Consider the following 20,099-nt stretch of genomic DNA (forward strand, 5'->3'; position numbering starts at 1 on the left):
CAAATCTCCGGTTTCGGTTTTTCCCGGCCTTGCCTATGGTAACGGTGGGTTAATTAAAACAATAACTGGAAGGTGAGCAAACATGCAGAATACCCTGAAAGCGCTGGCGGCGTTGACGCTGCTGGCGGCCAGCTCGCTGGCGGTCGCCGCCGATCTGGGCGACGATATGGACACCCTGGCGGAAAACTACAAAACGGTGCTGAATACCGATTCCGCCGCCACCCTCAAACAGAGCCTGCAAAACATGCACGCCGCTGCGCAGGACGCCAAACAGGGCACCCCGCCGAAGCTGGAAGACAAAGCCGCCGACAGCCCGGAGATGAAAGATTTTCGTCACGGGCTGGATACCCTGATCGGCCAGATCGATCAGGCGCTGGCGCTGGCTAACCAGGGCAAAGTCGCCGAAGCGAAGCAGCTGGCGCAGGGCTTCAAGCAAACCCGCGACGCCAACCACAAGAAATTCCGCTAACCCGTCAACCGTCGCGCCCGTCTTCCGTCTGATAGGAGGAGGGCGCCTGCCCCAGCACGCGGCGAAACATGGTTGAAAACGCCGCGCTGCTGTCATATCCCATCTCCATCGCCACCTGCGTTACGCTGCGCCCTTCGGCCAGCAGCGCCAACGCCAGCACCACGCAGGCGCGCTGGCGCCATTGCGAAAACGGTAGGCCGGTCTGCGCGCGAAAGAAGCGGCTGAAGGTGCGAATGCTCATGTACAGACGAGGGGCCCACCGCTGCGCGGAGTCGTGGGCATCGGGGTGCTGCAAAAAGGCGCGGCACAGCTCGCCCAGCCGGGGATCGGCGGGCAGCGGAATGTGCAGGGGCAAGGGCTGCAGCCGAGCCAGCTCATGCAGCAACAGCGTCGCCAGCGCTCCGTCGCGCCCTTCTTGTTCATACTCCAGCGGCATATCCACCGCCGCCATCAACAGCTGGCGCATCAGCGGAGTGACGCTGACCACCTGGCACACTTGCGGCTGTTCGGCGGGCAACGCGCCGGGTTCGAGGTACAGGCTGCGGGTGGTGACGCCGACCATCCTCACCGCGTGCGGCATCTGCGGCGGCAGCCACACCGCGTGCTGCGGCGGGACGACCCAATTGCCTTGCTGCGTGAAAACGTGCATGACGCCGGTGGCGCCGTACAACAACTGCGCGCGCCGGTGGCTGTGCATCGGCAGCAGGTGCCCCGGCGGATAATCGGTGCCGATGGCGATCACCGCGCGCGTTACGTGGTCGATGTCATCAATGCGGACGTTGCGCATGTGTTCCCTTTGGCGGGCAGATTGGCCGAAACGCAATGATAGTTGGCCCTTCATATAAAGCAAGCCAACGGCCGTCGCCCTACTATCGGAGCAGAAAAATAACGCTTGTTCGGGGCGCCGCTATTTTATCGGTCATATAGCCCGTGCAAGTTTTCACACCGGGGTGGGACGAAGATTTTCGTTCTCGCAATACAAGAAGTTAATAAGGAATAAAGCGTCTTTTTATTCCAACACCTGAAGCAATAGTTCTTAGCGCAGTTCAATGACTATAAGGTGATATTTCATGTATAAGTTCGGTGTGGTTGGCGGCGGAGCCGCCGGGATCGCTTTTGCGTATAACTTTATAAAAAATAAGTCGGTTAATCATTGCAAAAGGCCGCTTTCCCTGACGGTGTTCGACAAGCAGGGCTTCAAGGGCGGTATGGCATACAGCAGCGATTTTGACAGCCATATATTAAATATGACGCCGGAAAATATGTCGGCGGATATTTTCGACGATGCGCACTTCGTCGATTGGATCGCCATGCATTTCCCGCAATTTTGCCAGGATCGTTATCCGCCGCGCTGGCTGTATCGGGAATATCTCGATTTTATTCGCGACATGACGATTTATATGGCGGCGGACAGCAACGTAGCGCTGAATTTCATGACCGCCGAAGTGAATACCATCGCGCCGCTGGAGGCCGGCTACCGGCTGACCACCACCTGTGGCGGTGCCGAACAGATGAACGCGCTGGTGCTATGTTCGGGGCACAACCCGCCGGAATGTCTCTATCCGGTGGATGGGGTGATCGCTTATCAGGCCCACCAGGATCTGCCGCCGATCAACCCTTATTCGAGCATCGGCGTGATCGGCTGCAGCCTGACGGCGATTGACGCCATCGTTGAGCTGATGGAGCGCCTGGGGGCGACCGACATCTGCGCCCTGTCGCGCTCGGGCCTGTTCCCCAGCGTGCAGCCGGCGCTGATGCGTCCGCCGCCGGAGGCGTTTGTGGAGGGGGTGCGGCGCTTTGTCGCCGGCCGCGATTTCATTGACGCGCATCAGCTGGTGCATGCGATCAACGCCGCGCTGGCGCGCCACTATCCGGGGCCGGAGCGGTTGACGGTGCTCTCGGCGCTGGGGGAAAGGCGCGATTGTTACCGCGATCTGGCGGAAAGCCTCGATCGCGCGCGTTTTGCCCGGGAGCATATCTGCAGCTATCTGGCGGCGATCCACCCGGCGGTGTGCGCCGCCTGGGTCAAGATGGATGCCAACAACCGGCAGGTCTTCATGCGCTTTTACAACTCCTCCTGGATGCGCAATCGGCACGCCATGCCGATCAAGAACGCCAACAAGATCGTAGCGGCGCTGGAGAGCCAACGCCTGCGCGCCTGTGGCGGCCTGGCGGATATCAGCAAGGGAACGGACGGGTTTATCCTTCGTTGCCATGAGGCGCGGGTACATGCGCAGTATCTATTCAACTGCACCACGCCGTCCTATCAACTGCCGCCCAACCGTCTGAGCCAGCAACTGCTGCAAGACGGGCTGGTGCAAGAGAACCTGTTCGGCGGCGTGAAGTGCAACCCGCACACGCTGAAAATCGCCGACCGACGCGGCCGCGAGCAGCATCTCTACTCGCTCGGCGCGCCTGCCAAGGGCGATCTTTTTTACACCTCGGCGATGGAGTCCATCACGCGGGATATCAGCAAGATCGTGTTCAACAACCCTATTTTCAACGCAAAGAAGGCTGAAGCATGAAAAACGTAGCGCTCTTTGTCGGCAACGACATTTTCTCCTGGCTGGTGTGTCAGGATCTGATCGCCACCCTGAAGGGCGAGTGTGCCTTTACGGTGTATTTCCCCCTGGCGAAAAGCGCCGGGCGCACGCAGGAGCCGGCGGTTCGCCGCCTGGGGCTGTATGAGCGCGAAGTGCTGAACGATTTCGTGTTCCCGTTCGTTGGCCGCAACGCTGCCGCCTGCGAGGGGGCCTATCAGCCGCCGGCCCTGTTCCTGGCCGCCGCCGGGGTCAAAGCGCATCGCGTTCTCGACATCAATGACGCCGCGTTTATCAGCAGCCTGGGGCATATGGATGGGGTGATCTCCCTGCGCTGTTATCAGAAATTCTCCGCCGACTATGTGCGCGCCTTCAGCCGACGCGGCAAGCTGCTGTGGAACCTGCATCCGGGGGACTTGCCGCGTTATCGCGGGGTGATGACGCTGTTCCGCGCGTTGATGAACGGTGACAGGGACTGTGCGGTAACGCTGCATGAAATGGATGAGCACTGGGACGCCGGCCCGGTTATCGCCCGCCTGCCCGCCGAGCTGCGTCACGATCTGTCGTTCCTGGAAAACATGATGCTGTTGGGCGTGCAGAGTGGCTCTTTCCTGGCGCGCCGGCTGATGTTGGCGGAGCACAGCGAAGCGATCGCGGCGGAAAAGCAGGGCGATTCGCGCTATTGGGGCTTCCCGGACGCGCAGACGCTGGCGCAGGCGGAACAGGCGGGCATTGAGCTGGTGGACCATGACGCCGTGCGCGAGCAGTATCTGGGGCTGTTCGTCGGCGATCGTTTTCACCCGCTGGCGGGGCAGTTCTGCGCCGGGTTCGACGACTTCGTGCGGGCGCACGGCCATGATTGAAACCTTGATTGTACTGGGTGCCGGTTTTCTGACCGGCATCACCACCATTCTGTTCGGCTTCGGCGGCGGCTTTGTGGTGGTGCCTTTCGTCTATCACCTGATCTCCGCGTCGGGCGAGCAGCCCGGCCAGGCGATGCATATCGCGGTGGCGACCTCGACGGCGGTGATGATCCTCAACGCGAGTTACGCCACGCTGACCAACTGGCGCAGCGGCAACCTGCTGCGCGAAACCATCGTGCCGCTGATCTTTTTCATCGGCATCGGTGCGGCGCTGGGCGCGTTCGCCTCTTCGCTGCTGGCGGACGGCGTGATCCGCGGGCTGTTCGTGGCCTATATGGCGGTGACCATCGCCGACTGTCTGTTCCGCCGGGGTTTTTTGATCAAACCGGCGCGCGCCGAACTTTCCCCCGCCACGCTGTGGGGCGGCGGGCCGCTGATCGGCGGCATCGCCACCCTGCTGGGGGTGGGCGGCAGCGTGATGACGGTGCCGCTGCTGCGCCGCCATGGCTACGACATGAAGTATTGCGTCAGCGCCGCCAACCCGCTGTCGATCCCGGTGGCGGTGATCGGCGCGCTGATGTATATCGTGTTGGGGTGGCGCGAGATGAGCGGGCCGCAGTATCTGGGCTACGTCAATCTGAACATTCTGGGGTTGCTGGTGGCCGCGGGAATTGCGGGGATCGTATTTGCCAGGCGCTGTTTGCCTAAGGTGAGCGATGCGCTGCATGCCAAAATCTACGTGCTGCTGCTGATCGCCGTGCTGATCGCTATCTGCGTCTGAAACAGAAAGGGCGGCCGGATGCCGCCCTGAGAACCGCTTAACGGTGGTATTCGCCCGCCGCTTCCGGCTGGTACAGCAATTCCAGCACTTCAATCCGCGCTTCTTCACCGTTCGGCAATTGCCAGGAAATCTGCTTGCCGACGTGCATGCCGAGCAGCGCTGCGCCCAGCGGCGCCATCACCGACAGCTGATCGTGGCTGTCTTTCAGCGATGCCGGGTAAACCAGCGTGCGCACGTGCTCTTCATCGGTGTGCAGATCGCGAAAACGCACGCGGCTGTTCATGGTCACCACGTTGGCCGGCATTTTCTCCGGCGGCAGGATTTCCGCGCGATCCAACTCGTCGTTCAGCGCGGCGGCGACGTCGGTGTTGGCAAAGGCCGGTTGTTCCAATAGCGCATCCAGGCGTTCCGCATCCAGCTCATTAATAGTAATGATGGGTTTGGTCATTCCACTCTCCAGTCAAATCAAAGGGTGCCAGTCTGTGCACCCATAAATTCGGAAAAACAACACAAAGCAACACCCCCGCGCCAGAGGAGCGGGGGTGTGGGTAATGTCGATTTGTCCCATTGATAGTAGGCGGTTGGGACGAGAAAAGAAAGAGATCCCGATCACGAAGGCTTTTATCGTCAATTGTGGCGAAAGAAACGGTTAGCCCGGTTATCTATTTGTTATCTCATTAACTTTTTCACCGCAGCGCCGTTTTGCGAAATGGATCCCCGCGCGTCATGCGATTTCCACTTCGAACTGGAAAAAACCGGTCTACACAGAAAATCCTACCGGGGGTAGGGTAAAGACATCACAGAAAGCGGGTTATTCAGGTGATGCGCTTTACGGCTTACTGATTAATGTGGGATCTAGGGGTACTGAAAAGTGAATGATGGATCTGCTCCGATAAAAGAAATTGAACAGTCCGATGTCAGCGCAGCCGGTGAGATCACCGCTCGGGTGTTGGCGGATATTGCCGCGATGCTGAATGCTGAAAATATTTATACCAATGCGGTGCAGCAACAGATGCTGGAATCGCATATTCGCGCCATGGTGCAGCGTTCAATAACCGGCGAGCCGTTGCCGGAGGTGGATAAATCGTTGTTCGACGAAATCTCCGCCGAATCCATGCAAATGGCGGAGCGCGTGGTGAATCAGTTTGGCACATTGCCTATCGAAGAAGCCTATTTATTGTCAGTGCACTTCGAAGTGGCGAAAGATAATAACGCATAGCGGTTAACGCATCGATTTCAATCAGGAGAATATACCATGGGTCAAATTACCGTAGTGATCGGCGATCGTTTGGGCAAAGGGCAAAAAGTCGGCCAGGGCGTTGAAAACGCAGGCGGAAAAGCGGTGGTTATCCCCGGCGTGGCGGCGGATATGAAGCTGGGTGACGTCATGAAAGCGGAAAACGCGCAGCTGGGCATCTCTTTTTGCGGCAGCGGTGGCGCCGGCGCGATTACCGCGCAAACCAAACACGGCTACAAAGCCAAATACGGCATGCGTTCGGTGGAAGAGGGCGTGACGGCAATTAACGAAGGCTGCAACGTGCTGGGCTTCGGCTTTATGGATAAAGAAGAGTTGGGCCAGAAATTGGTGGAAGCCTACATCAAAAAACATGGCAATCCATAATGAAAGAGCAATATACCACATCGGTAAAGGTGGAGGGTAAAGGCGACAGCAAAGCGAAAGCTTTTGCTTCCGCCTTGGCTAATGTGCAGGGTGCGGTATTAAAGTCCACCAACAATATTCTGCTGCGTATCGAGCCGCAGGACGTCAGCGTCGTGAGAGCGGAAGAGAAAATAACTAAAGAGAAATTTCTTTTCTTCTTTTTGCCGCGTGAAAGAAAGAGCTATGCCGTTTCTCTGGAAATAACCGTGAACGTAACCATTATCAATACCGAGAAGGTTGTCTTCGTCACGAAATAAAAACGTTAGCATAAATGAAAGGGTATACTGATGTTTTTAATCATCTTATTTAAATCGATTATTATCGGTGGGTTGGTGGGGGTCGGCGTAGGGGCCGGCGCCGCACGCATGTTCCACGCGCCGACAACACAGGGCATGGGGGCGTTTCGCACCCTGGGCGAGCTGAATTCCTGCGAGGGCGATCCGGCTTCCCACTTCTCATTCGGTCTGGGCTTCTTCTTCAACGCCTGGGCGTCTTCCGTGGCGGCGGGTTCCTTCACGCAGGACGTCGACCACCGCATCATCCCGCACTGGGGCGCGGCGGCCCTGATGGTCAAGAACCGCAATCTGGCGCAAACGCTGCACGATCCGAAAAAAATGGCCATCGCCTGCGGCATCATCGGCATGCTGGTGGTGGCGTTCCTCAATACCACCGCTTCCGCCGTGCCGGCCGCGCTGCAGGTCACCGCGATCAAGGTGCTGGTGCCGGCGGCCAACCTGCTGGTGAACACCGTGATGCCGGTGATCTTCTGGCTGGCGGCGATCGACGCCGGGCGCCGTTCCGGCTTCTGGGGCACCATCTTCGGCGGCCTGGCGCAGCTGATCATGGGCAACGCCGTGCCGGGCCTGGTGCTGGGCATTCTGATCGGCAAAGGCGTGGAAGAGAGCGGCTGGAACAAGATCACCAAGATCATGATGGCGGTGATCGTGCTGCTGTTCGTGCTGAGCGGCTTCTTCCGCGGCTTCGACATGAAAGTTCTCGAGTCCTTCAGCCTCGGCGTGCCGGGCTGGCTGGACGCCATTCACAACACCCTGAGCGGTAAATAAGGAGCGGGATGATGGAAGAGCAAACCCAAAAAGGCTTCTGGTACGCCGACTGGTCATTCCCGATTTTTGTTGGCCTGCTGTCCTCCGGCGTGTTCGCCGGGACGCACATGTATTACCTGTACGGCATCGGCGCCTTTAACGAAGTGGCGTTCGTTTCCATGCTGCGGGCGGGGATGGATACCGGCGTATACGGCGCGGTGGCGGCGTTCGGCGCCAGCTTCCTGTTCGCGCGCATCATCGAAGGCTCGCTGGTGGGCATCCTGGACATCGGCGGTGCGATCCAGACCGGCGTCGGGCTGGGCGTGCCGGCGCTGCTGCTGGGGGCCGGCATCGTGTTCCCGGTCGCCAACTTCGCCGCTTCGCTGGTGACCGGCCTGGTCATCGGCCTGGCGATCGGTTACGTGATCATTCTGGCGCGCAAATTCACCATCAATCAGAGCAACTCCACCTACGGGGCGGACGTGATGATGGGCGCGGGCAACTCGTCGGGCCGTTTCCTCGGGCCGTTGATCATCCTGTCGGCGATGACCGCCTCGATCCCGATCGGCATCGGTTCGCTGCTCGGCGCGCTGCTGTTCTATATCTGGGGTAAACCGATCACCGGCGGAGCGATCCTCGGCGCGATGATCCTGGGGGCGATCTTCCCGGTAGCCATTTCTTGAGAGGCCTGCGCCAGGCGCCGCCCGATGCGGCGGCGCCCGGGCTAACAGGAGCAATGCGGTATGTATGACTTAGTAATCAGAGGCGCCAGACTGGCGGACGACACGCTGATCGATCTGGCGGTGAAAGACGGCAAAATCGCCTCGGTCGGGCGGCTGGCGGCGGACGTCAGCGCCGTTCGCCAACTGGATCTGGCGGGCAACTGCCGCCTGAGCGCCGGTTGGATCGATGCGCACGTGCACTGCTATCCCGACTCGCCGATTTACCATGACGAGCCGGATCGGGTCGGCGTCGCCAGCGGCGTCACCAGCGTGGTCGATGCCGGCAGCACCGGCGCCGACGATATCGACGCCTTTTATCAGCTGGCGCGCAGCGCCAAAACCAACGTGTTCGCCTTCCTCAACATCTCGCGCATCGGCCTGCTGCGGCAGAACGAGCTGGCGGAGTTGACGGACATCGACAAGCGCGAGGCCGGCCAGGCCATCGCCAACCATCCCGGCTTCATCATCGGCATCAAGGCGCGCATGAGCAGCAGCGTGGTGGGCAAGAACGGCACCCGGCCGCTGGTGTTGGCCAAAGAGATCCAGCGGGAAAACCGCCAACTGCCGCTGATGGTGCATATCGGCAACAACCCGCCGAATCTGGACGAGATCGCCGATCTGCTGACCCGTGGCGACATCATCACCCACTGCTACAACGGCAAACCGAACCGCATTCTGACGCCGGCGGGCACGCTGCGCGAGTCGATCCAGCGCGCGCTGCGGCGCGGCGTGTTGCTCGACGTGGGGCACGGCACCGCCAGCTTCAGCTTCGAGGTGGCGCGCCAGGCGATCAAGCTGGGCATTTTGCCGCACACCATCAGCTCCGATATTTACTGCCGCAACCGCATAAATGGGCCGGTGCACAGCCTGGCGACGGTGATGTCCAAATTTTTCAGCGTCGGCCTGACGCTGCCGCAGGTGATCGCCTGCGTGACGGAGAACGCCGCGTCGGCGCTGCAGCTCAGCGGCAAAGGGCGGCTGGAGCCGGGCTATGACGCCGATTTCACGCTGTTTGAACTGCGCCGCGAACCGCAGGTGTTCGCCGACGCCGAAGGGCAAACCGCCGAGGGCGAACAGCTGTTGGTGCCGCTGGCCGCGGTGGTGGCCGGGGAAATCCTATTAACCGAACAAGGGGAGGCAAGCGATGTCTTCGATTTATGAAAAATACGGTTTGAAGCAGGTGATCAACACCTCCGGCCGCATGACCATTCTCGGCGTTTCCACGCCGCGCCAGGATGTGATCGACGCCGTTGACTACGGCCTGAATCACTATTTCGAAATCAAGGATCTGGTCAACAAGACCGGCGCCTACATCGCCGATCTGCTCAACGTGGAGGACGCGGTGATCGTTTCCTGCGCCTCGGCGGGCATCGCCCAGTCGGTGGCGGCGGTGATCGTCAAAGATAACGCCAATCTGCTGGTGAACCTGCACTCGGCGCCGATCGCCGTGCCGCGTGAGATCGTGTTGCCGCGCGGCCACAATGTCAACTTCGGCGCGCCGGTGGACACCATGGTGGCGCTGGGCGGCGGCAAGGTGGTGGAAGCGGGCTACGCCAACGAATGTTCGCCGGAGCAGATTGAAGCCTGCATCACGCCGCAGACGGCGGCGATCCTGTACGTCAAATCGCACCACTGCGTGCAGAAAAGCATTCTGTCCGTCGAACAGGCGGCGGTGGTGGCGCGCAAGCATAACCTGCCGCTGATCGTCGACGCCGCGGCGGAAGAAGATCTGATGTGTTACTACCAGATGGGAGCCGATCTGGTGATCTACAGCGGCGCCAAAGCCATCGAGGGGCCGACCAGCGGCCTGGTTATCGGCAAGAAACAGTACGTCGAGTGGGTGAAGCTGCAGTCCGGCGGCATCGGCCGGGCGATGAAGGTCGGCAAAGAGGGCATCCTCGGCCTGACGCAGGCGATCGAAAGCTATCTGACGCTTGAGAAAACCACCGGGCAACAGATGGTGGCGCGGATGACGCCGTTCCTCGACAGCCTCAACACCCTGACCGGCGTCAGCGCCAGAACCGTCTGGGACAGCGCCGGCCGCGATATCGCCCGCGCCGAGATCGCCTTCGACGAAGCGGTGCTGGGGCGGTCGACCTATGACATCGTCCAGGCGCTGAAAACCGGCGACATCGCCATCTACTTCCGCGGCTACAAGGCCAACGAGGGCAAGATTGAGGTCGACGTGCGCAGCGTCGATGAGCAACAGCTGATGACCGTCTTTACCTGTATCAAAAACCTGTTTACGGAGAAACAAGCATGAAGCTGCAGCCTAACTACTATCGTGACCGCGTCTGCCTGAACGTGCTGGCCGGCTCCAAAGCCAATGCGCAGGACATCTACGCCGCGGCGGAAGGCCATGTGCTGGTGGGCGTGCTCTCCAAGAACTACCCGGACGTCGACAGCGCGGTGACCGACATGCTGCGCTATGCGCGCCTGATCGACAACGCGCTCTCGGTCGGCCTGGGCGCCGGCGATCCGAAGCAGTCGGCGATGGTCAGCCTGATCGCTCAGCAGGTGCAGCCGCAGCACGTCAACCAGGTGTTTACCGGCGTTGGTGCCAGCCGTGCGCTGCTGGGCCAGAACGACAGCGTGGTCAACGGCCTGGTGTCGCCAACCGGCCGCGTCGGTTGGGTGAAGATCTCTACCGGCCCATTGAGCGCCGCGGCGCCGGACGGCATCGTGCCGGTGGAAACCGCCATCGCCCTGCTGAAAGACATGGGCGGCAGCTCCATCAAGTATTTCCCGATGGGCGGCCTGAAGTGCAAGGACGAATATCAGTACGTAGCCAAGGCCTGCGCCGAGCATGACTTTATGCTGGAGCCGACCGGCGGCATCGATCTGGAGAACTACGAGCCGATCGTCGAGATCGCGCTGGCGGCCGGCGTGAAACGCGTGATCCCGCATATCTACAGTTCGATCATCGACGCCGCCAGCGGCGATACGCGCCCGCAGGACGTGAAAACCCTGCTGGCGATGACCAAAAAGCTGGTGGGCTGAACGCGCAATGGGATGAGGTATGCCCTAAATAATTGGAGTTGCTTCCCGGCGGCAAGAGCATGAGTCCCCAGGAGCTTACTTAAGTAAGTGACTGGGGGGAGTGCTTGCAGCCAACACAGAAGCAACTTCAAGTATGACGGGGATAACGCTGGGAGGCGAAGGTTTTCCCGTGGCGCGGCATGCCGCGCCGCCGTTAGCTATAGCCTATAGCTTTCAAGTTGTAGCTAGGCGGCAAGCGCAGGAGCCCCAGGAGCTTACTTAAGTAAGTGACTGGGGTGAAAAATCTGCCGGGAGCAGATTTAAACGCTGCTTGCAGCGGCCCCGAAGGGGTGAGGCCCATGGATGGGCCGAGTAACTGCGTAGCCAACAACGCTGCGGCTTGAAAGATGACGGATATATACTGAGGATAACTATGCGAAACTGGCAGGCTCCAACCCGACGCACCGCGTTGTTCCTGGCGCTGCTGGCCGTGACCGGCTCGGCGCTGCATGCTGAGGATGCAATGAATTCCACGTCATCTCATTTCGCCTATATCGGCACCTACAATCCCAACGGCGAAGGCGTTTACCGGGTGCAGGTCGATCCGGTCAGCGGCGCGCTGAGCCAGGTTACGCTGGTCAGCAAAGTGCCGAATCCGGCGCAGCTGACGCTGGGCGCTGATGGCAAGACGCTGTATGTCGCCAGCGAAGTGGCCGATTTCAACGGCGGCAAGCACGGCGGCATCACCGCTTACCGGGTCAATCCGGCCGACGGCGGCCTGACGCAGCTCAACCAGGTGGATTCGCAGGGAGCGGGGCCGGTGTATCTCTCATCGACGCCGGACGGGCGCCATCTGCTGGTGGCGAACTATGTCAGCGGCAGCGTGGCGGCTTTCCCGATCGAAGCGGACGGCAGCCTGGGCGCCGCCAGCTCGGTGCAGCAACAGCAGGGCCCGGCGGGCGCGGCCAAACCGGCGGCGGCGGTGAACGGCAGCTTCGCCATCAGCGATCACAACGGCCCGCATGCCCATATGATCGCCAGCGATCCGAGCGGCAAGTTCGTGTTCTCCACCGATCTGGGGTTGGATCGCATCTACCAATGGCGCTTTGACGCCGCGAGCGGCCGGCTGACGCCGAACGATCCGCCGTGGATCGCCGCCTCTTCCGCCGGCGCGGGTCCGCGTCACTTTGTGTTCCATCCGGACGGCGAAACCGTGCTGCTGGTGAACGAAGAGGCCTCGACGTTGACCAGCTACCGTTTTGATCGCCAAAAAGGTACTCTGAAACAACTGCATGCGGTTTCCGCGCTGCCCGCCGACTATCAGGGCACCAGCTTCGCTTCGGGGCTGGCGCTCAGCAAGAACGGAGACACGCTGTACGTCGCCAACCGGCTGCATAACAGCATTGCCCAGTTCAGCGTGGGCGCCGGCGGTGAGTTGAAATCGGTGGCGGAAACCTGGACGCGCGGCGATTACCCGCGTTCGCTGGCGCTGAGCCCGGATGGCCGCTATCTGTATGCGTTGAACCAGCGCAGCGATAACGTCACCCGCTTCAGCGTAAACCCGACGGACGGCAAACTCAGCGTTGTGGGCGGTTATCTGCCGATCGGCAGCCCCTCGCAAATGGCGTTTCTGCCGCCGCCGAAGTAACCCGTGGCCCGCCCGGTTCGCCGGGCGGGTCGCCTGATTGACGGACACAGAATGGTGCGATTTCCTTACCCGCGTTTGGCTTACTTGTTCGATGCCTTGCAAACCGAGACTTTGCCGCAGGATGAGCTGGCGAAGCGTTTCGCCGTGTCCACCCGCACGGTGCGGGCGGACATCACCGCGCTGAACGAGATTCTGGACAAATACGGCGCGCGTTTCGTGCATAACCGCGGTGCCGGCTATCGCCTGCAGGTCGATAACGCCGCGCTGTTCAGCGCCCTGCAGCATCAGGAGCGCCGCAAGCATGCCACCCCGCGCAGCGCGCAGGAGCGTGTGCATTATCTGCTGGTGCGTTTTTTGACCTCAGCCTTCTCCCTTAAACTGGAAGATCTGGCCGACGAGTGGTTCGTCAGCCGCGGTACGTTGCAAAACGACATGGCTGAGGTGAGAGAGCGTCTGGCGCACTATCAATTGACGATTGAAACCAAGCCGCGTTACGGCATGAAGCTGTTCGGCACGGAGATGGCGATCCGCGCCTGCCTGACCGATCTGCTGTTCCAACTGCAGCTGGCCGACGCCGAGAACCCGCTGCTCAACAACGAGATCCTGCTGCAGCCGCAGGTAGCGGCGTTCGCCGGATTGCTGCACCCGCTGCTGTCGCAATACGCCATTCGCCTGACCGACGAGGGCGAGCAGTACCTGATCTTCTACTGCGCGGTGGCGCTGCGGCGCATCAACGACGGCTATCCGCTGCCGGACTTCGAGGTGGAAGACGGCGACGATGCGGTGCGCCAGGTATCGACCCGCCTGGCGGCGGAACTGCGTTCGGCCTCCGGCAAAGAGATCTCGATGGCCGAAGAGGCCTATCTGCGGGTCAATATCGCCGCGCGGCGCGTGCAGGACGTGCAGCCGACCGAGATCAACGCCGACGATGAAGAAGCGCTGGTGGACTACATCCTGTCCTACATCAACGCACACTATAACTACAACCTGCAGGGCGACGAGCAGCTGCGGGCCGATCTGCTCACCCATATCAAGACCATGATTACGCGGGTGAAATACCAGATCAATATCCCCAATCCGCTGTTGGCCAACATCAAGCAGCACTATCCGATGGCTTACGACGTGACGCTGGCGGCGGTCTCCAGCTGGGGCAAATACACCCCCTATACCCTGAGCGAGAATGAGATAGGCTACCTGGTGCTGCACATCGGCGTGGGGCTGGAGCGGCATTACAACATCGGTTATGAACGCCACCCGCAGGTGATGCTGGTGTGCGATACCGGCAACTCGACGGTGCGCATGATCCAGGCGCAGATTGCGCGTAAGTATCCGCAGCTGGTGATGACGCGCATCGTCTCGCTGCGCGATTACGAGATGCTTGCGCATATCGACGAAGACTTCGTGATTTCCAACGCCCGCATCGGCGAAAAGAACAAGCCGGTGGTGGTGATGTCGCCGTTCCCAACCGATTACCAGCTGGAGCAGCTGGGCAAGCTGGTGCTGGTGGATCGCACCCGACCGTACATGCTGGAGAAGTTTTTCGACGCCGAGCATTTCATGGTGCTCAACGAGCCGCTGACGCAGGCGGAACTGTTCAGCCGAGTGTGCGGCCAGCTGGAGCGGGAAGGGTACGTCGGCGCGGACTTTTATCCGTCGGTGGTCGAACGCGAGGCGATCGTCTCCACCTTGCTGGGCGAGGGCATCGCGCTGCCGCACTCGCTGGGGCTGCTGGCCAAAAAGACCGTGGTGGTGACGCTGCTGGCGCCGCAGGGCGTCGCCTGGGGAGAAGGCGAGGTCGCGCACGTGATTTTCCTGCTGGCGATCAGCAAGAGCGACTATGAAGAGGCGATGGCGATCTACGAGCTGTTCGTCACCTTCGTGCGTGAACGCTCAATGAGCCGCCTGCTGAGCAGCGACAGCTTCGACAGCTTTAAAGCGGTGGCGCTGGACTGCCTGAGCCGGAGCTGAGGGGCTAATCCGCTTCCGGCAGGAAGAGGGCCGGGGGCAGATTGAAGCGTTTGGCCAGCGCCATAATGTGCGGAATGGTCAGCGATCTTTTGCCACTCAGGATTTGGCTGACCAACGACTTTTTACCGATCTCATGTTCAAAATCACTTTGGCTAAGTTGGTGTTGTTCCATCAATACGCGAAGCGCGGCCACTCCTTGCGGGAGTTGGGCGATACGCTGATTGAATGCGGTAAATTCGGCGCTGTTATCTTCATATTCGGCGATTTTTTTTGCCAGCATGTCAATCAGCGGATGGTGTTCATCGTTTTCCAGCAAATATTCCACCAATTCGAGCGCTTCCCGGTAGTCTTGCTGAGAGCTGCTGCCCTGCAATAAGGGCACGGCGCGCAGCAGCGCATCGGCGGCCTTAATGGCATCTGTAATCATGATGAACTCCTTCGATAGTGCTGCATCAGCTTGTCGTACTCGGCGTGGCTAACGATATGCTTTATGAAGACTTTCTGTGTCTCGAAGCTGGCGAAGAACAAAATCCGCAGGTGGTTGCCGCCGACGTCAATGACCCACCATTTCTCTTTGTATTTCATACGATCGAGCGAAGGAAAAAGCGCTTTTAACTCGTCCGGCGTGCGGAACTCGCCGCGTCGCAACGCTTTATAAATGGCCTCGAGAGCAGCGGCTTCATTAGGGTATTGTTTGGTTGCGTTATTGAACGGCTCCCTGGAAATGATATGCATCGCTCCCTCGATTCCTGCCTGGTGAACATTATAGCGACTGTCTTAGGTGTTCACAAATTGTAAACTTATCATCCCCGCTCACAGTGAGAGGGAAATACCCGGCCGCAGCCCGTTTTTGTCGTTGCATACTATTGCGGTTAGCGCCGTGCGGGTAAATCAATACTTCGCATTTACAGGCAGTTACGGCTGACTTTGGAAGCGGATACGCAAAGTGAAAAGCGGGAGATCGTGTCAGGGAGAGAAGGCAAAGAGAACGAACGCGTCGGTGCGACGCATTCGCGGGAGGGCTTCAGCGGCTAATCTTCATCAAACCCGGAGTTGAACAGCTCGACGACCGCCTCCAGTGCGTTGACTTCGTCGGGGCCGGTCGCTTCGACTTCGATATGCCGGCCCTGGGCGGAGTCCAGCATCAGCAGCGCGATGACGCTGCTGGCCTCGGCTTCGGTGCCGCTTTCGTTGCGCAGCATCACTTCGGCGTCGAAGCTTTGCACCAGCTCGAACAGTTTCATCGCCGGGCGCGCGTGCATGCCCAGCTTGTTTTTGATTTCAACCGTCTGTTTGACCGTCATTGTTTGCGCTTTTCCAGCGTGCGGTGGCGCGACTGCACGTTCTTGCCGCGCGAGCGGAAGTAATCGGCCAGCTGTTCCGCCACGTACACCGAGCGGTGCTTGCCGCCGGTACAGCCGATGGCGACCGTCAGGTAGCTGCGGTTGTTGGTTTCCAGCATCGGCAGCCATTGCTCCAGGTAGCTGCGGGTCTGGTAGATGAAGTTGTGCACTTCGGTATGGCGATCGAGGAACGACGCGACCGGCTTATCCAGACCGGTCATCGGCCGCAGCTTCGGATCCCAGTGCGGGTTCGGCAGGAAGCGCACGTCGAACACGTAGTCGGCGTCGATCGGGATGCCGTGCTTGAAGCCGAAGGATTCGAACACCATGGTCAGCTCGCGCTCACGCTTGCCCAGCAGGCGGGTACGCAGCATTTCGGCCAGCTCGTGCACCGACATTTCCGAGGTGTCGATAATCAGGTCAGCCCGCGAGCGCAGCGGTTCGAGCAGATCGCTCTCTTCGTCGATGGCGCTTTCCAGCGACAGGTTTTTGCTGGAGAGCGGGTGCAGGCGGCGGGTGTCGCTGTAACGGCGGATCAGCGTGTTGCGATCGGCGTCGAGGAACAGCAGCTGCGGCGAGAAGCTGTCCGGCAGCTGAGTCATCGCGTATTCGAACACTTCCGGCGATTCCGGCATGTTGCGCACGTCGATGCTGACCGCCGCGGAGATATTGCGTTCCGCCAGCGTATTGGCGAGCTGCGGCAGCAGCACCACCGGCAAGTTGTCAACGCAGTAAAAACCCATGTCTTCCAGCGCCCGCAAGGCGACGGATTTTCCGGAACCGGAACGGCCGCTGACAATCATCAGCACCATGTGGCAACTCCCCTGGCATCGCGGCGGCGTTCATCGCCACCGGTGGAAACTTTGTTATTCCGGCCGAGGCCGGATCCATCATCGTGAAACAGTAACGTTATCCGGGTTGGAAGTCACGCCGGCCGGGCATCACTCGGTGATGATTTGGTAAAGTTCTTCGTCGCTTTGCGCGGCGCGCAGGCGACGGCATACGGTTTTGTCGGCCAGGCGTTTGGCGACCAGCGACAGGGTATGCAAATGGGTTTTGCACTGATCGGCAGGCACCAGCAGCGCGAACAGCAGGTCGACCGGCTGGTTGTCGATAGCGTCGAAAGCGATGGGTTGGTCGAGACGGATAAACACGCCAACGGCCCGCAGTGTGTCCTCTTCCAGTTTGCCGTGGGGAATGGCGATACCGTTGCCGATACCGGTGCTGCCCATGCGCTCCCGGGTGAGAACCGCGTCAAACACCACCTGCGAAGGCAGATTGAGCTGTTTGGCGGCCAGTTCGCTGATAATTTCCAAAGCCCGCTTCTTGCTGGTGCAGTGTACCGAGCTTTTGGTGCACTCGATGTTTAACACCGAGCTTAATTGCATATATTCGTTGTTCATCTCATCTTCACTTAAAACCGCGCCGCCGGGCGCACCCGGCAAGGCGGTTTTTCGTCGGTTTTAACCCTGATTACCGTTCGGCGCGTCACCCATGCGGGTCACGCGCCGAAGGGCGAGGCGGCGACGGATGCCGCCTCATGGAGTGGGTTAGGGTGTCAGTGTTGCTTCAATTTGTCTTTATGTTTGTTCAATTGACGTGCCAATTTGTCGATCAGCGTATCAATTGCGGCATACATATTCTCGTCTTCCGAGGTGGCGTGCAACTCGCCTCCATTCACGTGCACCGTTGCTTCCGCAATTTGCTGCACTTTTTCCACACTTAATACAACATACACCTGATTGATGCGATCAAAATACTGTTCGAGTTTGGCGAACTTGTTGTTCACGAACTCGCGCAACGGATCGGTGATTTCGATGTGGTGTCCGGTAATGTTGAGCTGCATAGTGTCTTCCTTCTCAATAGAGGTCAAACCAACTGTTTACGCTGGTTCGACGGCGGGATGGACAAAGACTCTCGGTACTTGGCGACGGTGCGCCGCGCCACGATGATCCCCTGATCGGCGAGCAGGGTGGCCAACTTGCTGTCGCTGAGTGGCTTGGCGGGGTTTTCCGCCGCAATCAATTTCTTCACCAACGCGCGGATCGCCGTCGAGGAGGCTTCGCCGCCGCTGTCGGTATTCACGTGGCTGGAGAAGAAATACTTCAATTCAAAAATGCCGCGCGGGCTGTGCAGAAACTTCTGCGTGGTGACGCGCGAGATCGTCGATTCATGCATCTCCACGGCCTGGGCGATATCCGCCAGCACCATGGGTTTCATAAACTCTTCGCCCTGCTCGAAGAACGCCTGCTGTTGGCTGACGATGCAGCGGGTGACCTTCAGCAGCGTCTCGTTGCGGCTCTCCAGGCTTTTAATCAGCCACTTGGCTTCCTGCAGGTTGCTGCGGATAAACTGGCCGTCGGCTTCGCTGCGGGCGCTGTTGCCCAGCGCGGCGTACTGCTGATTGATCTTCAAACGCGGCACGCTGTCGCCGTTGAGCTCGACCGTCCATTTGTTCTGCGTCTTGCGCACCAGCACGTCCGGGATCACGTATTCCGACTCGCCGGTATTGATCGACTGCCCCGGGCGCGGATCGAGCGACTGAATCAGCAGCATCGCTTCTTTCAGTGTATCTTCTTTTAGCCGGGTTGATCGCATCAGGCTGCGAAAGTCGTGGTTGGCCAACAGATCCAGATGCTCGCTGATGATCAGCCGCGCTTCGGCCAGGTAAGGGGTGTCTTTGGCGTATTGGGAGAGCTGCACCAGCAGGCAATCGCGCAGATCGCGCGCGGCGACGCCGATCGGATCGAAACGCTGCACGCGCTTCAATACCGCCTCGACTTCCTCGAGGGTCACGTTCTCGTCGCCCAGGCTTTCCAGAATGTCTTCCAGCGGCACGGTGAGATAGCCGGTGTCGTCCACCGCGTCGACGATGGAGGTGGCGATGGCGGCGTCGGTATCGGAGAACGGCGTCAGATCCACCTGCCACATCAGGTAATCCTGCAGCGTTTGGGTGGTCTCGCCCTGATAGACCGGCAGTTCGTCGTCGCTGTAGTCGGTGCCGGTGCCGGACGGCGTGCCGGCGGTGTAGATCTCATCCCAGGTGGCGTCCAGCGGCAGCTCTTCCGGCATGTCTTTCTGCTCCAGCGCCTCGCGGGTATCGAGCCCCTCGGTCTCCTGGGTTTCTTTGGCGTCGATTTCGTCGTGCAGATCGGTCTGTTCAAGCAGCGGATTGCTCTCCAGCGCCAGCTGGATCTCTTGCTGAAGCTCAAGCGTGGACAACTGCAGCAGGCGGATCGCCTGCTGGAGCTGAGGAGTCATGGCCAGCTGTTGGCTGAGCCTGAGTTGCAAACCTTGCTTCATAGTTTTCTGTCTACTTCCGTTAACGGTGTCGCCCCACAGGGCGCGCCGGCGCTTAGAGGCGGAACTCTTCGCCCAGATAAACGCGTTTAACCTGCTCGTCGGCCAGAATAGCATCCGGCGTGCCGTGGGCAATCAGTTTGCCCTGGCTGACGATGTAGGCGCGTTCACACACGTCCAGCGTCTCGCGCACGTTGTGGTCGGTGATCAGCACGCCCAGGCCGCTGTCACGCAGGTGCTCGATGATTTTCTTGATATCGATAACGGAGATCGGATCCACCCCGGCGAAGGGTTCGTCCAGCAGTATGAATTTCGGGTTGGCCGCCAGCGCGCGGGCGATTTCGACGCGGCGACGCTCACCGCCGGACAGCGCCTGGCCGAGGCTGTCGCGCAGATGGGAGATATGGAACTCTTCCATCAGCTCCTTGGCGCGGTCTTCGCGCTGTTCGCTGGTGAGATCGGGGCGAATCTCCAGCACCGCCATCAGGTTGTCGTACACGCTCAGGCGGCGGAAGATCGACGCTTCCTGCGGCAGGTAACCGATGCCGCGGCGCGCGCGGGCGTGCAGCGGCAGCAGACTGATGTCTTCTTCGTCGATCACGATGCGCCCGGCGTCGCGTGGCACGATGCCGACCACCATGTAGAAGGTGGTGGTTTTACCGGCGCCGTTCGGCCCGAGCAGGCCGACGATCTCGCCGGATTTCACTTTCAGGCTGACGTCTTCGACAACTTTACGGCCCTTGTAGGCTTTCGCCAGGTTTTCTGCGATGAGTGTTGCCATAA

At 60.0% G+C, this 20,099-nt stretch carries 24 protein-coding genes; 14 read left to right on the forward strand and 10 right to left on the reverse strand.

Translation table 11 applies throughout. From position 1 onward, the window contains the following. Positions 1-82: 82 nt before the first annotated feature. On the forward strand, positions 83-469 hold the full coding sequence (gene cybC, locus ACJ8IN_RS18090) for a cytochrome b562 (RefSeq protein ID WP_060425067.1): 387 nt from the start codon (positions 83-85) through the stop codon (positions 467-469). A gap of 4 nt (positions 470-473) precedes the next feature. Here cybC and ACJ8IN_RS18095 read toward each other — a convergent pair whose 3' ends face one another. After that, on the reverse strand, positions 474-1,256 hold the full coding sequence (locus ACJ8IN_RS18095) for an AraC family transcriptional regulator (RefSeq protein ID WP_060425069.1): 783 nt from the start codon (positions 1,254-1,256) through the stop codon (positions 474-476). Between the two features lie 283 nt (positions 1,257-1,539). Here ACJ8IN_RS18095 and ACJ8IN_RS18100 point away from each other — a divergent pair, with 283 nt between their 5' ends. Genes ACJ8IN_RS18100 through ACJ8IN_RS18110 form a run of 3 tightly spaced genes read left to right on the forward strand, consistent with a single transcriptional unit; the run spans position 1,540 to position 4,653 of the window. Beyond that, positions 1,540-2,994, forward strand: coding sequence for an FAD/NAD(P)-binding protein (locus ACJ8IN_RS18100; RefSeq protein ID WP_049196172.1), 1,455 nt, complete (start codon positions 1,540-1,542; stop codon positions 2,992-2,994). Continuing rightward, positions 2,991-3,872: a formyltransferase family protein gene (locus ACJ8IN_RS18105; RefSeq protein WP_060388258.1), complete on the forward strand. Its 882-nt coding sequence runs from the start codon at positions 2,991-2,993 to the stop codon at positions 3,870-3,872. Before ACJ8IN_RS18100 ends, ACJ8IN_RS18105 begins: the two co-directional genes overlap by 4 nt. Further along, positions 3,865-4,653 carry a sulfite exporter TauE/SafE family protein gene (locus ACJ8IN_RS18110; protein WP_049212952.1) on the forward strand — a complete coding sequence of 263 codons (789 nt, stop codon included), beginning with the start codon at positions 3,865-3,867 and terminating at the stop codon, positions 4,651-4,653. Before ACJ8IN_RS18105 ends, ACJ8IN_RS18110 begins: the two co-directional genes overlap by 8 nt. Before the next feature lie 37 nt (positions 4,654-4,690). Here the strand turns inward: ACJ8IN_RS18110 and rnk are convergent, their stop codons facing one another. Beyond that, positions 4,691-5,101 carry a nucleoside diphosphate kinase regulator gene (rnk, locus tag ACJ8IN_RS18115; protein ID WP_004936993.1) on the reverse strand — a complete coding sequence of 137 codons (411 nt, stop codon included), beginning with the start codon at positions 5,099-5,101 and terminating at the stop codon, positions 4,691-4,693. Positions 5,102-5,545: 444 nt separating this feature from the next. Between rnk and ACJ8IN_RS18120 the strand changes: the two genes are divergently transcribed. The 10 genes from ACJ8IN_RS18120 (at position 5,546) to ACJ8IN_RS18165 (ending at position 14,673) form a co-directional block, all read left to right on the forward strand. Next, positions 5,546-5,872: a glycine dehydrogenase gene (locus tag ACJ8IN_RS18120; protein ID WP_086557014.1), complete on the forward strand. Its 327-nt coding sequence runs from the start codon at positions 5,546-5,548 to the stop codon at positions 5,870-5,872. A 36-nt stretch (positions 5,873-5,908) separates the two neighbouring features. Next, on the forward strand, positions 5,909-6,274 hold the full coding sequence (locus tag ACJ8IN_RS18125; protein ID WP_033636151.1) for a glycine-rich SFCGS family protein: 366 nt from the start codon (positions 5,909-5,911) through the stop codon (positions 6,272-6,274). Then, a complete protein-coding gene (locus ACJ8IN_RS18130) occupies positions 6,274-6,570 on the forward strand; it encodes a DUF4312 family protein (protein ID WP_033636150.1) in 297 nt (98 codons plus the stop codon). The genes ACJ8IN_RS18125 and ACJ8IN_RS18130 overlap by 1 nt, the downstream gene beginning before the upstream one ends. Positions 6,571-6,600: 30 nt before the next feature. After that, positions 6,601-7,377: a DUF4311 domain-containing protein gene (locus ACJ8IN_RS18135; RefSeq protein WP_004937006.1), complete on the forward strand. Its 777-nt coding sequence runs from the start codon at positions 6,601-6,603 to the stop codon at positions 7,375-7,377. Positions 7,378-7,388: 11 nt separating this feature from the next. Then, the gene (locus ACJ8IN_RS18140; protein WP_033636148.1) at positions 7,389-8,039 is read left to right on the forward strand and encodes a DUF4310 family protein; all 651 of its coding nucleotides are present in this window, start codon (positions 7,389-7,391) and stop codon (positions 8,037-8,039) included. 60 nt (positions 8,040-8,099) lie between these two features. Continuing rightward, positions 8,100-9,239 carry an amidohydrolase/deacetylase family metallohydrolase gene (locus ACJ8IN_RS18145; protein ID WP_047570416.1) on the forward strand — a complete coding sequence of 380 codons (1,140 nt, stop codon included), beginning with the start codon at positions 8,100-8,102 and terminating at the stop codon, positions 9,237-9,239. Then, the gene (locus tag ACJ8IN_RS18150) at positions 9,223-10,341 is read left to right on the forward strand and encodes a DgaE family pyridoxal phosphate-dependent ammonia lyase (protein WP_033636145.1); all 1,119 of its coding nucleotides are present in this window, start codon (positions 9,223-9,225) and stop codon (positions 10,339-10,341) included. The genes ACJ8IN_RS18145 and ACJ8IN_RS18150 overlap by 17 nt, the downstream gene beginning before the upstream one ends. Next, positions 10,338-11,078: a 2-dehydro-3-deoxy-phosphogluconate aldolase gene (dagF, locus tag ACJ8IN_RS18155; protein WP_004937022.1), complete on the forward strand. Its 741-nt coding sequence runs from the start codon at positions 10,338-10,340 to the stop codon at positions 11,076-11,078. The genes ACJ8IN_RS18150 and dagF overlap by 4 nt, the downstream gene beginning before the upstream one ends. 412 nt (positions 11,079-11,490) lie before the next feature. Continuing rightward, complete coding sequence (locus tag ACJ8IN_RS18160; RefSeq protein WP_060425073.1) at positions 11,491-12,705, forward strand: lactonase family protein; 1,215 nt, start codon at positions 11,491-11,493, stop codon at positions 12,703-12,705. 51 nt (positions 12,706-12,756) lie between these two features. Further along, positions 12,757-14,673 (forward strand): BglG family transcription antiterminator, encoded by a 1,917-nt coding sequence (locus ACJ8IN_RS18165; protein ID WP_033648995.1) that lies wholly within the window; start codon positions 12,757-12,759, stop codon positions 14,671-14,673. 4 nt (positions 14,674-14,677) lie between these two features. Here ACJ8IN_RS18165 and ACJ8IN_RS18170 read toward each other — a convergent pair whose 3' ends face one another. The 8 genes from ACJ8IN_RS18170 to lptB form a co-directional block, all read right to left on the reverse strand. Next, positions 14,678-15,100, reverse strand: a complete 423-nt coding sequence (locus tag ACJ8IN_RS18170; RefSeq protein WP_033636138.1) for a helix-turn-helix domain-containing protein — start codon at positions 15,098-15,100, stop codon at positions 14,678-14,680. Then, positions 15,097-15,408, reverse strand: a complete 312-nt coding sequence (locus tag ACJ8IN_RS18175; RefSeq protein WP_033636137.1) for a type II toxin-antitoxin system HigB family toxin — start codon at positions 15,406-15,408, stop codon at positions 15,097-15,099. The genes ACJ8IN_RS18170 and ACJ8IN_RS18175 overlap by 4 nt, the downstream gene beginning before the upstream one ends. A 296-nt stretch (positions 15,409-15,704) precedes the next feature. Continuing rightward, a complete protein-coding gene (gene npr, locus ACJ8IN_RS18180; protein ID WP_033648996.1) occupies positions 15,705-15,977 on the reverse strand; it encodes a PTS phosphocarrier protein NPr in 273 nt (90 codons plus the stop codon). Then, complete coding sequence (gene rapZ, locus ACJ8IN_RS18185; protein ID WP_015379177.1) at positions 15,974-16,828, reverse strand: RNase adapter RapZ; 855 nt, start codon at positions 16,826-16,828, stop codon at positions 15,974-15,976. The genes npr and rapZ overlap by 4 nt, the downstream gene beginning before the upstream one ends. Positions 16,829-16,957: 129 nt before the next feature. Continuing rightward, on the reverse strand, positions 16,958-17,419 hold the full coding sequence (ptsN, locus tag ACJ8IN_RS18190; protein ID WP_016930212.1) for a PTS IIA-like nitrogen regulatory protein PtsN: 462 nt from the start codon (positions 17,417-17,419) through the stop codon (positions 16,958-16,960). 155 nt (positions 17,420-17,574) lie between these two features. After that, positions 17,575-17,862: a ribosome hibernation promoting factor gene (hpf, locus tag ACJ8IN_RS18195; RefSeq protein ID WP_004937038.1), complete on the reverse strand. Its 288-nt coding sequence runs from the start codon at positions 17,860-17,862 to the stop codon at positions 17,575-17,577. A gap of 23 nt (positions 17,863-17,885) precedes the next feature. Further along, positions 17,886-19,319, reverse strand: a complete 1,434-nt coding sequence (gene rpoN / locus ACJ8IN_RS18200; RefSeq protein ID WP_043141961.1) for an RNA polymerase factor sigma-54 — start codon at positions 19,317-19,319, stop codon at positions 17,886-17,888. 52 nt (positions 19,320-19,371) lie between these two features. Continuing rightward, a complete protein-coding gene (gene lptB / locus ACJ8IN_RS18205) occupies positions 19,372-20,097 on the reverse strand; it encodes an LPS export ABC transporter ATP-binding protein (protein ID WP_004937040.1) in 726 nt (241 codons plus the stop codon). Positions 20,098-20,099: the final 2 nt, after the last annotated feature.

The organism is Serratia sp. CY31944, from assembly GCF_052169175.1.
In the GTDB taxonomy this organism is placed as follows: Bacteria; Pseudomonadota; Gammaproteobacteria; order Enterobacterales; family Enterobacteriaceae; genus Serratia; species Serratia sarumanii.

Excerpts from the sequence above, each read along its gene's own strand:
- hpf (WP_004937038.1), bottom strand. The coding sequence starts at position 17,862 with ATGCAGCTCAACATTACCGGACACCACATCGAAATCACCGATCCGTTG.
- ACJ8IN_RS18140 (WP_033636148.1), top strand. The coding sequence starts at position 7,389 with ATGGAAGAGCAAACCCAAAAAGGCTTCTGGTACGCCGACTGGTCATTC.
- ACJ8IN_RS18110 (WP_049212952.1), top strand. The coding sequence starts at position 3,865 with ATGATTGAAACCTTGATTGTACTGGGTGCCGGTTTTCTGACCGGCATC.
- ACJ8IN_RS18150 (WP_033636145.1), top strand. The coding sequence starts at position 9,223 with ATGTCTTCGATTTATGAAAAATACGGTTTGAAGCAGGTGATCAACACC.
- ACJ8IN_RS18175 (WP_033636137.1), bottom strand. The coding sequence starts at position 15,408 with ATGCATATCATTTCCAGGGAGCCGTTCAATAACGCAACCAAACAATAC.
- ACJ8IN_RS18100 (WP_049196172.1), top strand. The coding sequence starts at position 1,540 with ATGTATAAGTTCGGTGTGGTTGGCGGCGGAGCCGCCGGGATCGCTTTT.
- cybC (WP_060425067.1), top strand. The coding sequence starts at position 83 with ATGCAGAATACCCTGAAAGCGCTGGCGGCGTTGACGCTGCTGGCGGCC.
- ACJ8IN_RS18135 (WP_004937006.1), top strand. The coding sequence starts at position 6,601 with ATGTTTTTAATCATCTTATTTAAATCGATTATTATCGGTGGGTTGGTG.
- ACJ8IN_RS18105 (WP_060388258.1), top strand. The coding sequence starts at position 2,991 with ATGAAAAACGTAGCGCTCTTTGTCGGCAACGACATTTTCTCCTGGCTG.
- ACJ8IN_RS18130 (WP_033636150.1), top strand. The coding sequence starts at position 6,274 with ATGAAAGAGCAATATACCACATCGGTAAAGGTGGAGGGTAAAGGCGAC.
- ptsN (WP_016930212.1), bottom strand. The coding sequence starts at position 17,419 with ATGAACAACGAATATATGCAATTAAGCTCGGTGTTAAACATCGAGTGC.
- ACJ8IN_RS18145 (WP_047570416.1), top strand. The coding sequence starts at position 8,100 with ATGTATGACTTAGTAATCAGAGGCGCCAGACTGGCGGACGACACGCTG.
- lptB (WP_004937040.1), bottom strand. The coding sequence starts at position 20,097 with ATGGCAACACTCATCGCAGAAAACCTGGCGAAAGCCTACAAGGGCCGT.
- rnk (WP_004936993.1), bottom strand. The coding sequence starts at position 5,101 with ATGACCAAACCCATCATTACTATTAATGAGCTGGATGCGGAACGCCTG.
- ACJ8IN_RS18170 (WP_033636138.1), bottom strand. The coding sequence starts at position 15,100 with ATGATTACAGATGCCATTAAGGCCGCCGATGCGCTGCTGCGCGCCGTG.
- dagF (WP_004937022.1), top strand. The coding sequence starts at position 10,338 with ATGAAGCTGCAGCCTAACTACTATCGTGACCGCGTCTGCCTGAACGTG.
- ACJ8IN_RS18165 (WP_033648995.1), top strand. The coding sequence starts at position 12,757 with ATGGTGCGATTTCCTTACCCGCGTTTGGCTTACTTGTTCGATGCCTTG.
- ACJ8IN_RS18125 (WP_033636151.1), top strand. The coding sequence starts at position 5,909 with ATGGGTCAAATTACCGTAGTGATCGGCGATCGTTTGGGCAAAGGGCAA.
- ACJ8IN_RS18160 (WP_060425073.1), top strand. The coding sequence starts at position 11,491 with ATGCGAAACTGGCAGGCTCCAACCCGACGCACCGCGTTGTTCCTGGCG.
- npr (WP_033648996.1), bottom strand. The coding sequence starts at position 15,977 with ATGACGGTCAAACAGACGGTTGAAATCAAAAACAAGCTGGGCATGCAC.
- rpoN (WP_043141961.1), bottom strand. The coding sequence starts at position 19,319 with ATGAAGCAAGGTTTGCAACTCAGGCTCAGCCAACAGCTGGCCATGACT.
- rapZ (WP_015379177.1), bottom strand. The coding sequence starts at position 16,828 with ATGGTGCTGATGATTGTCAGCGGCCGTTCCGGTTCCGGAAAATCCGTC.
- ACJ8IN_RS18095 (WP_060425069.1), bottom strand. The coding sequence starts at position 1,256 with ATGCGCAACGTCCGCATTGATGACATCGACCACGTAACGCGCGCGGTG.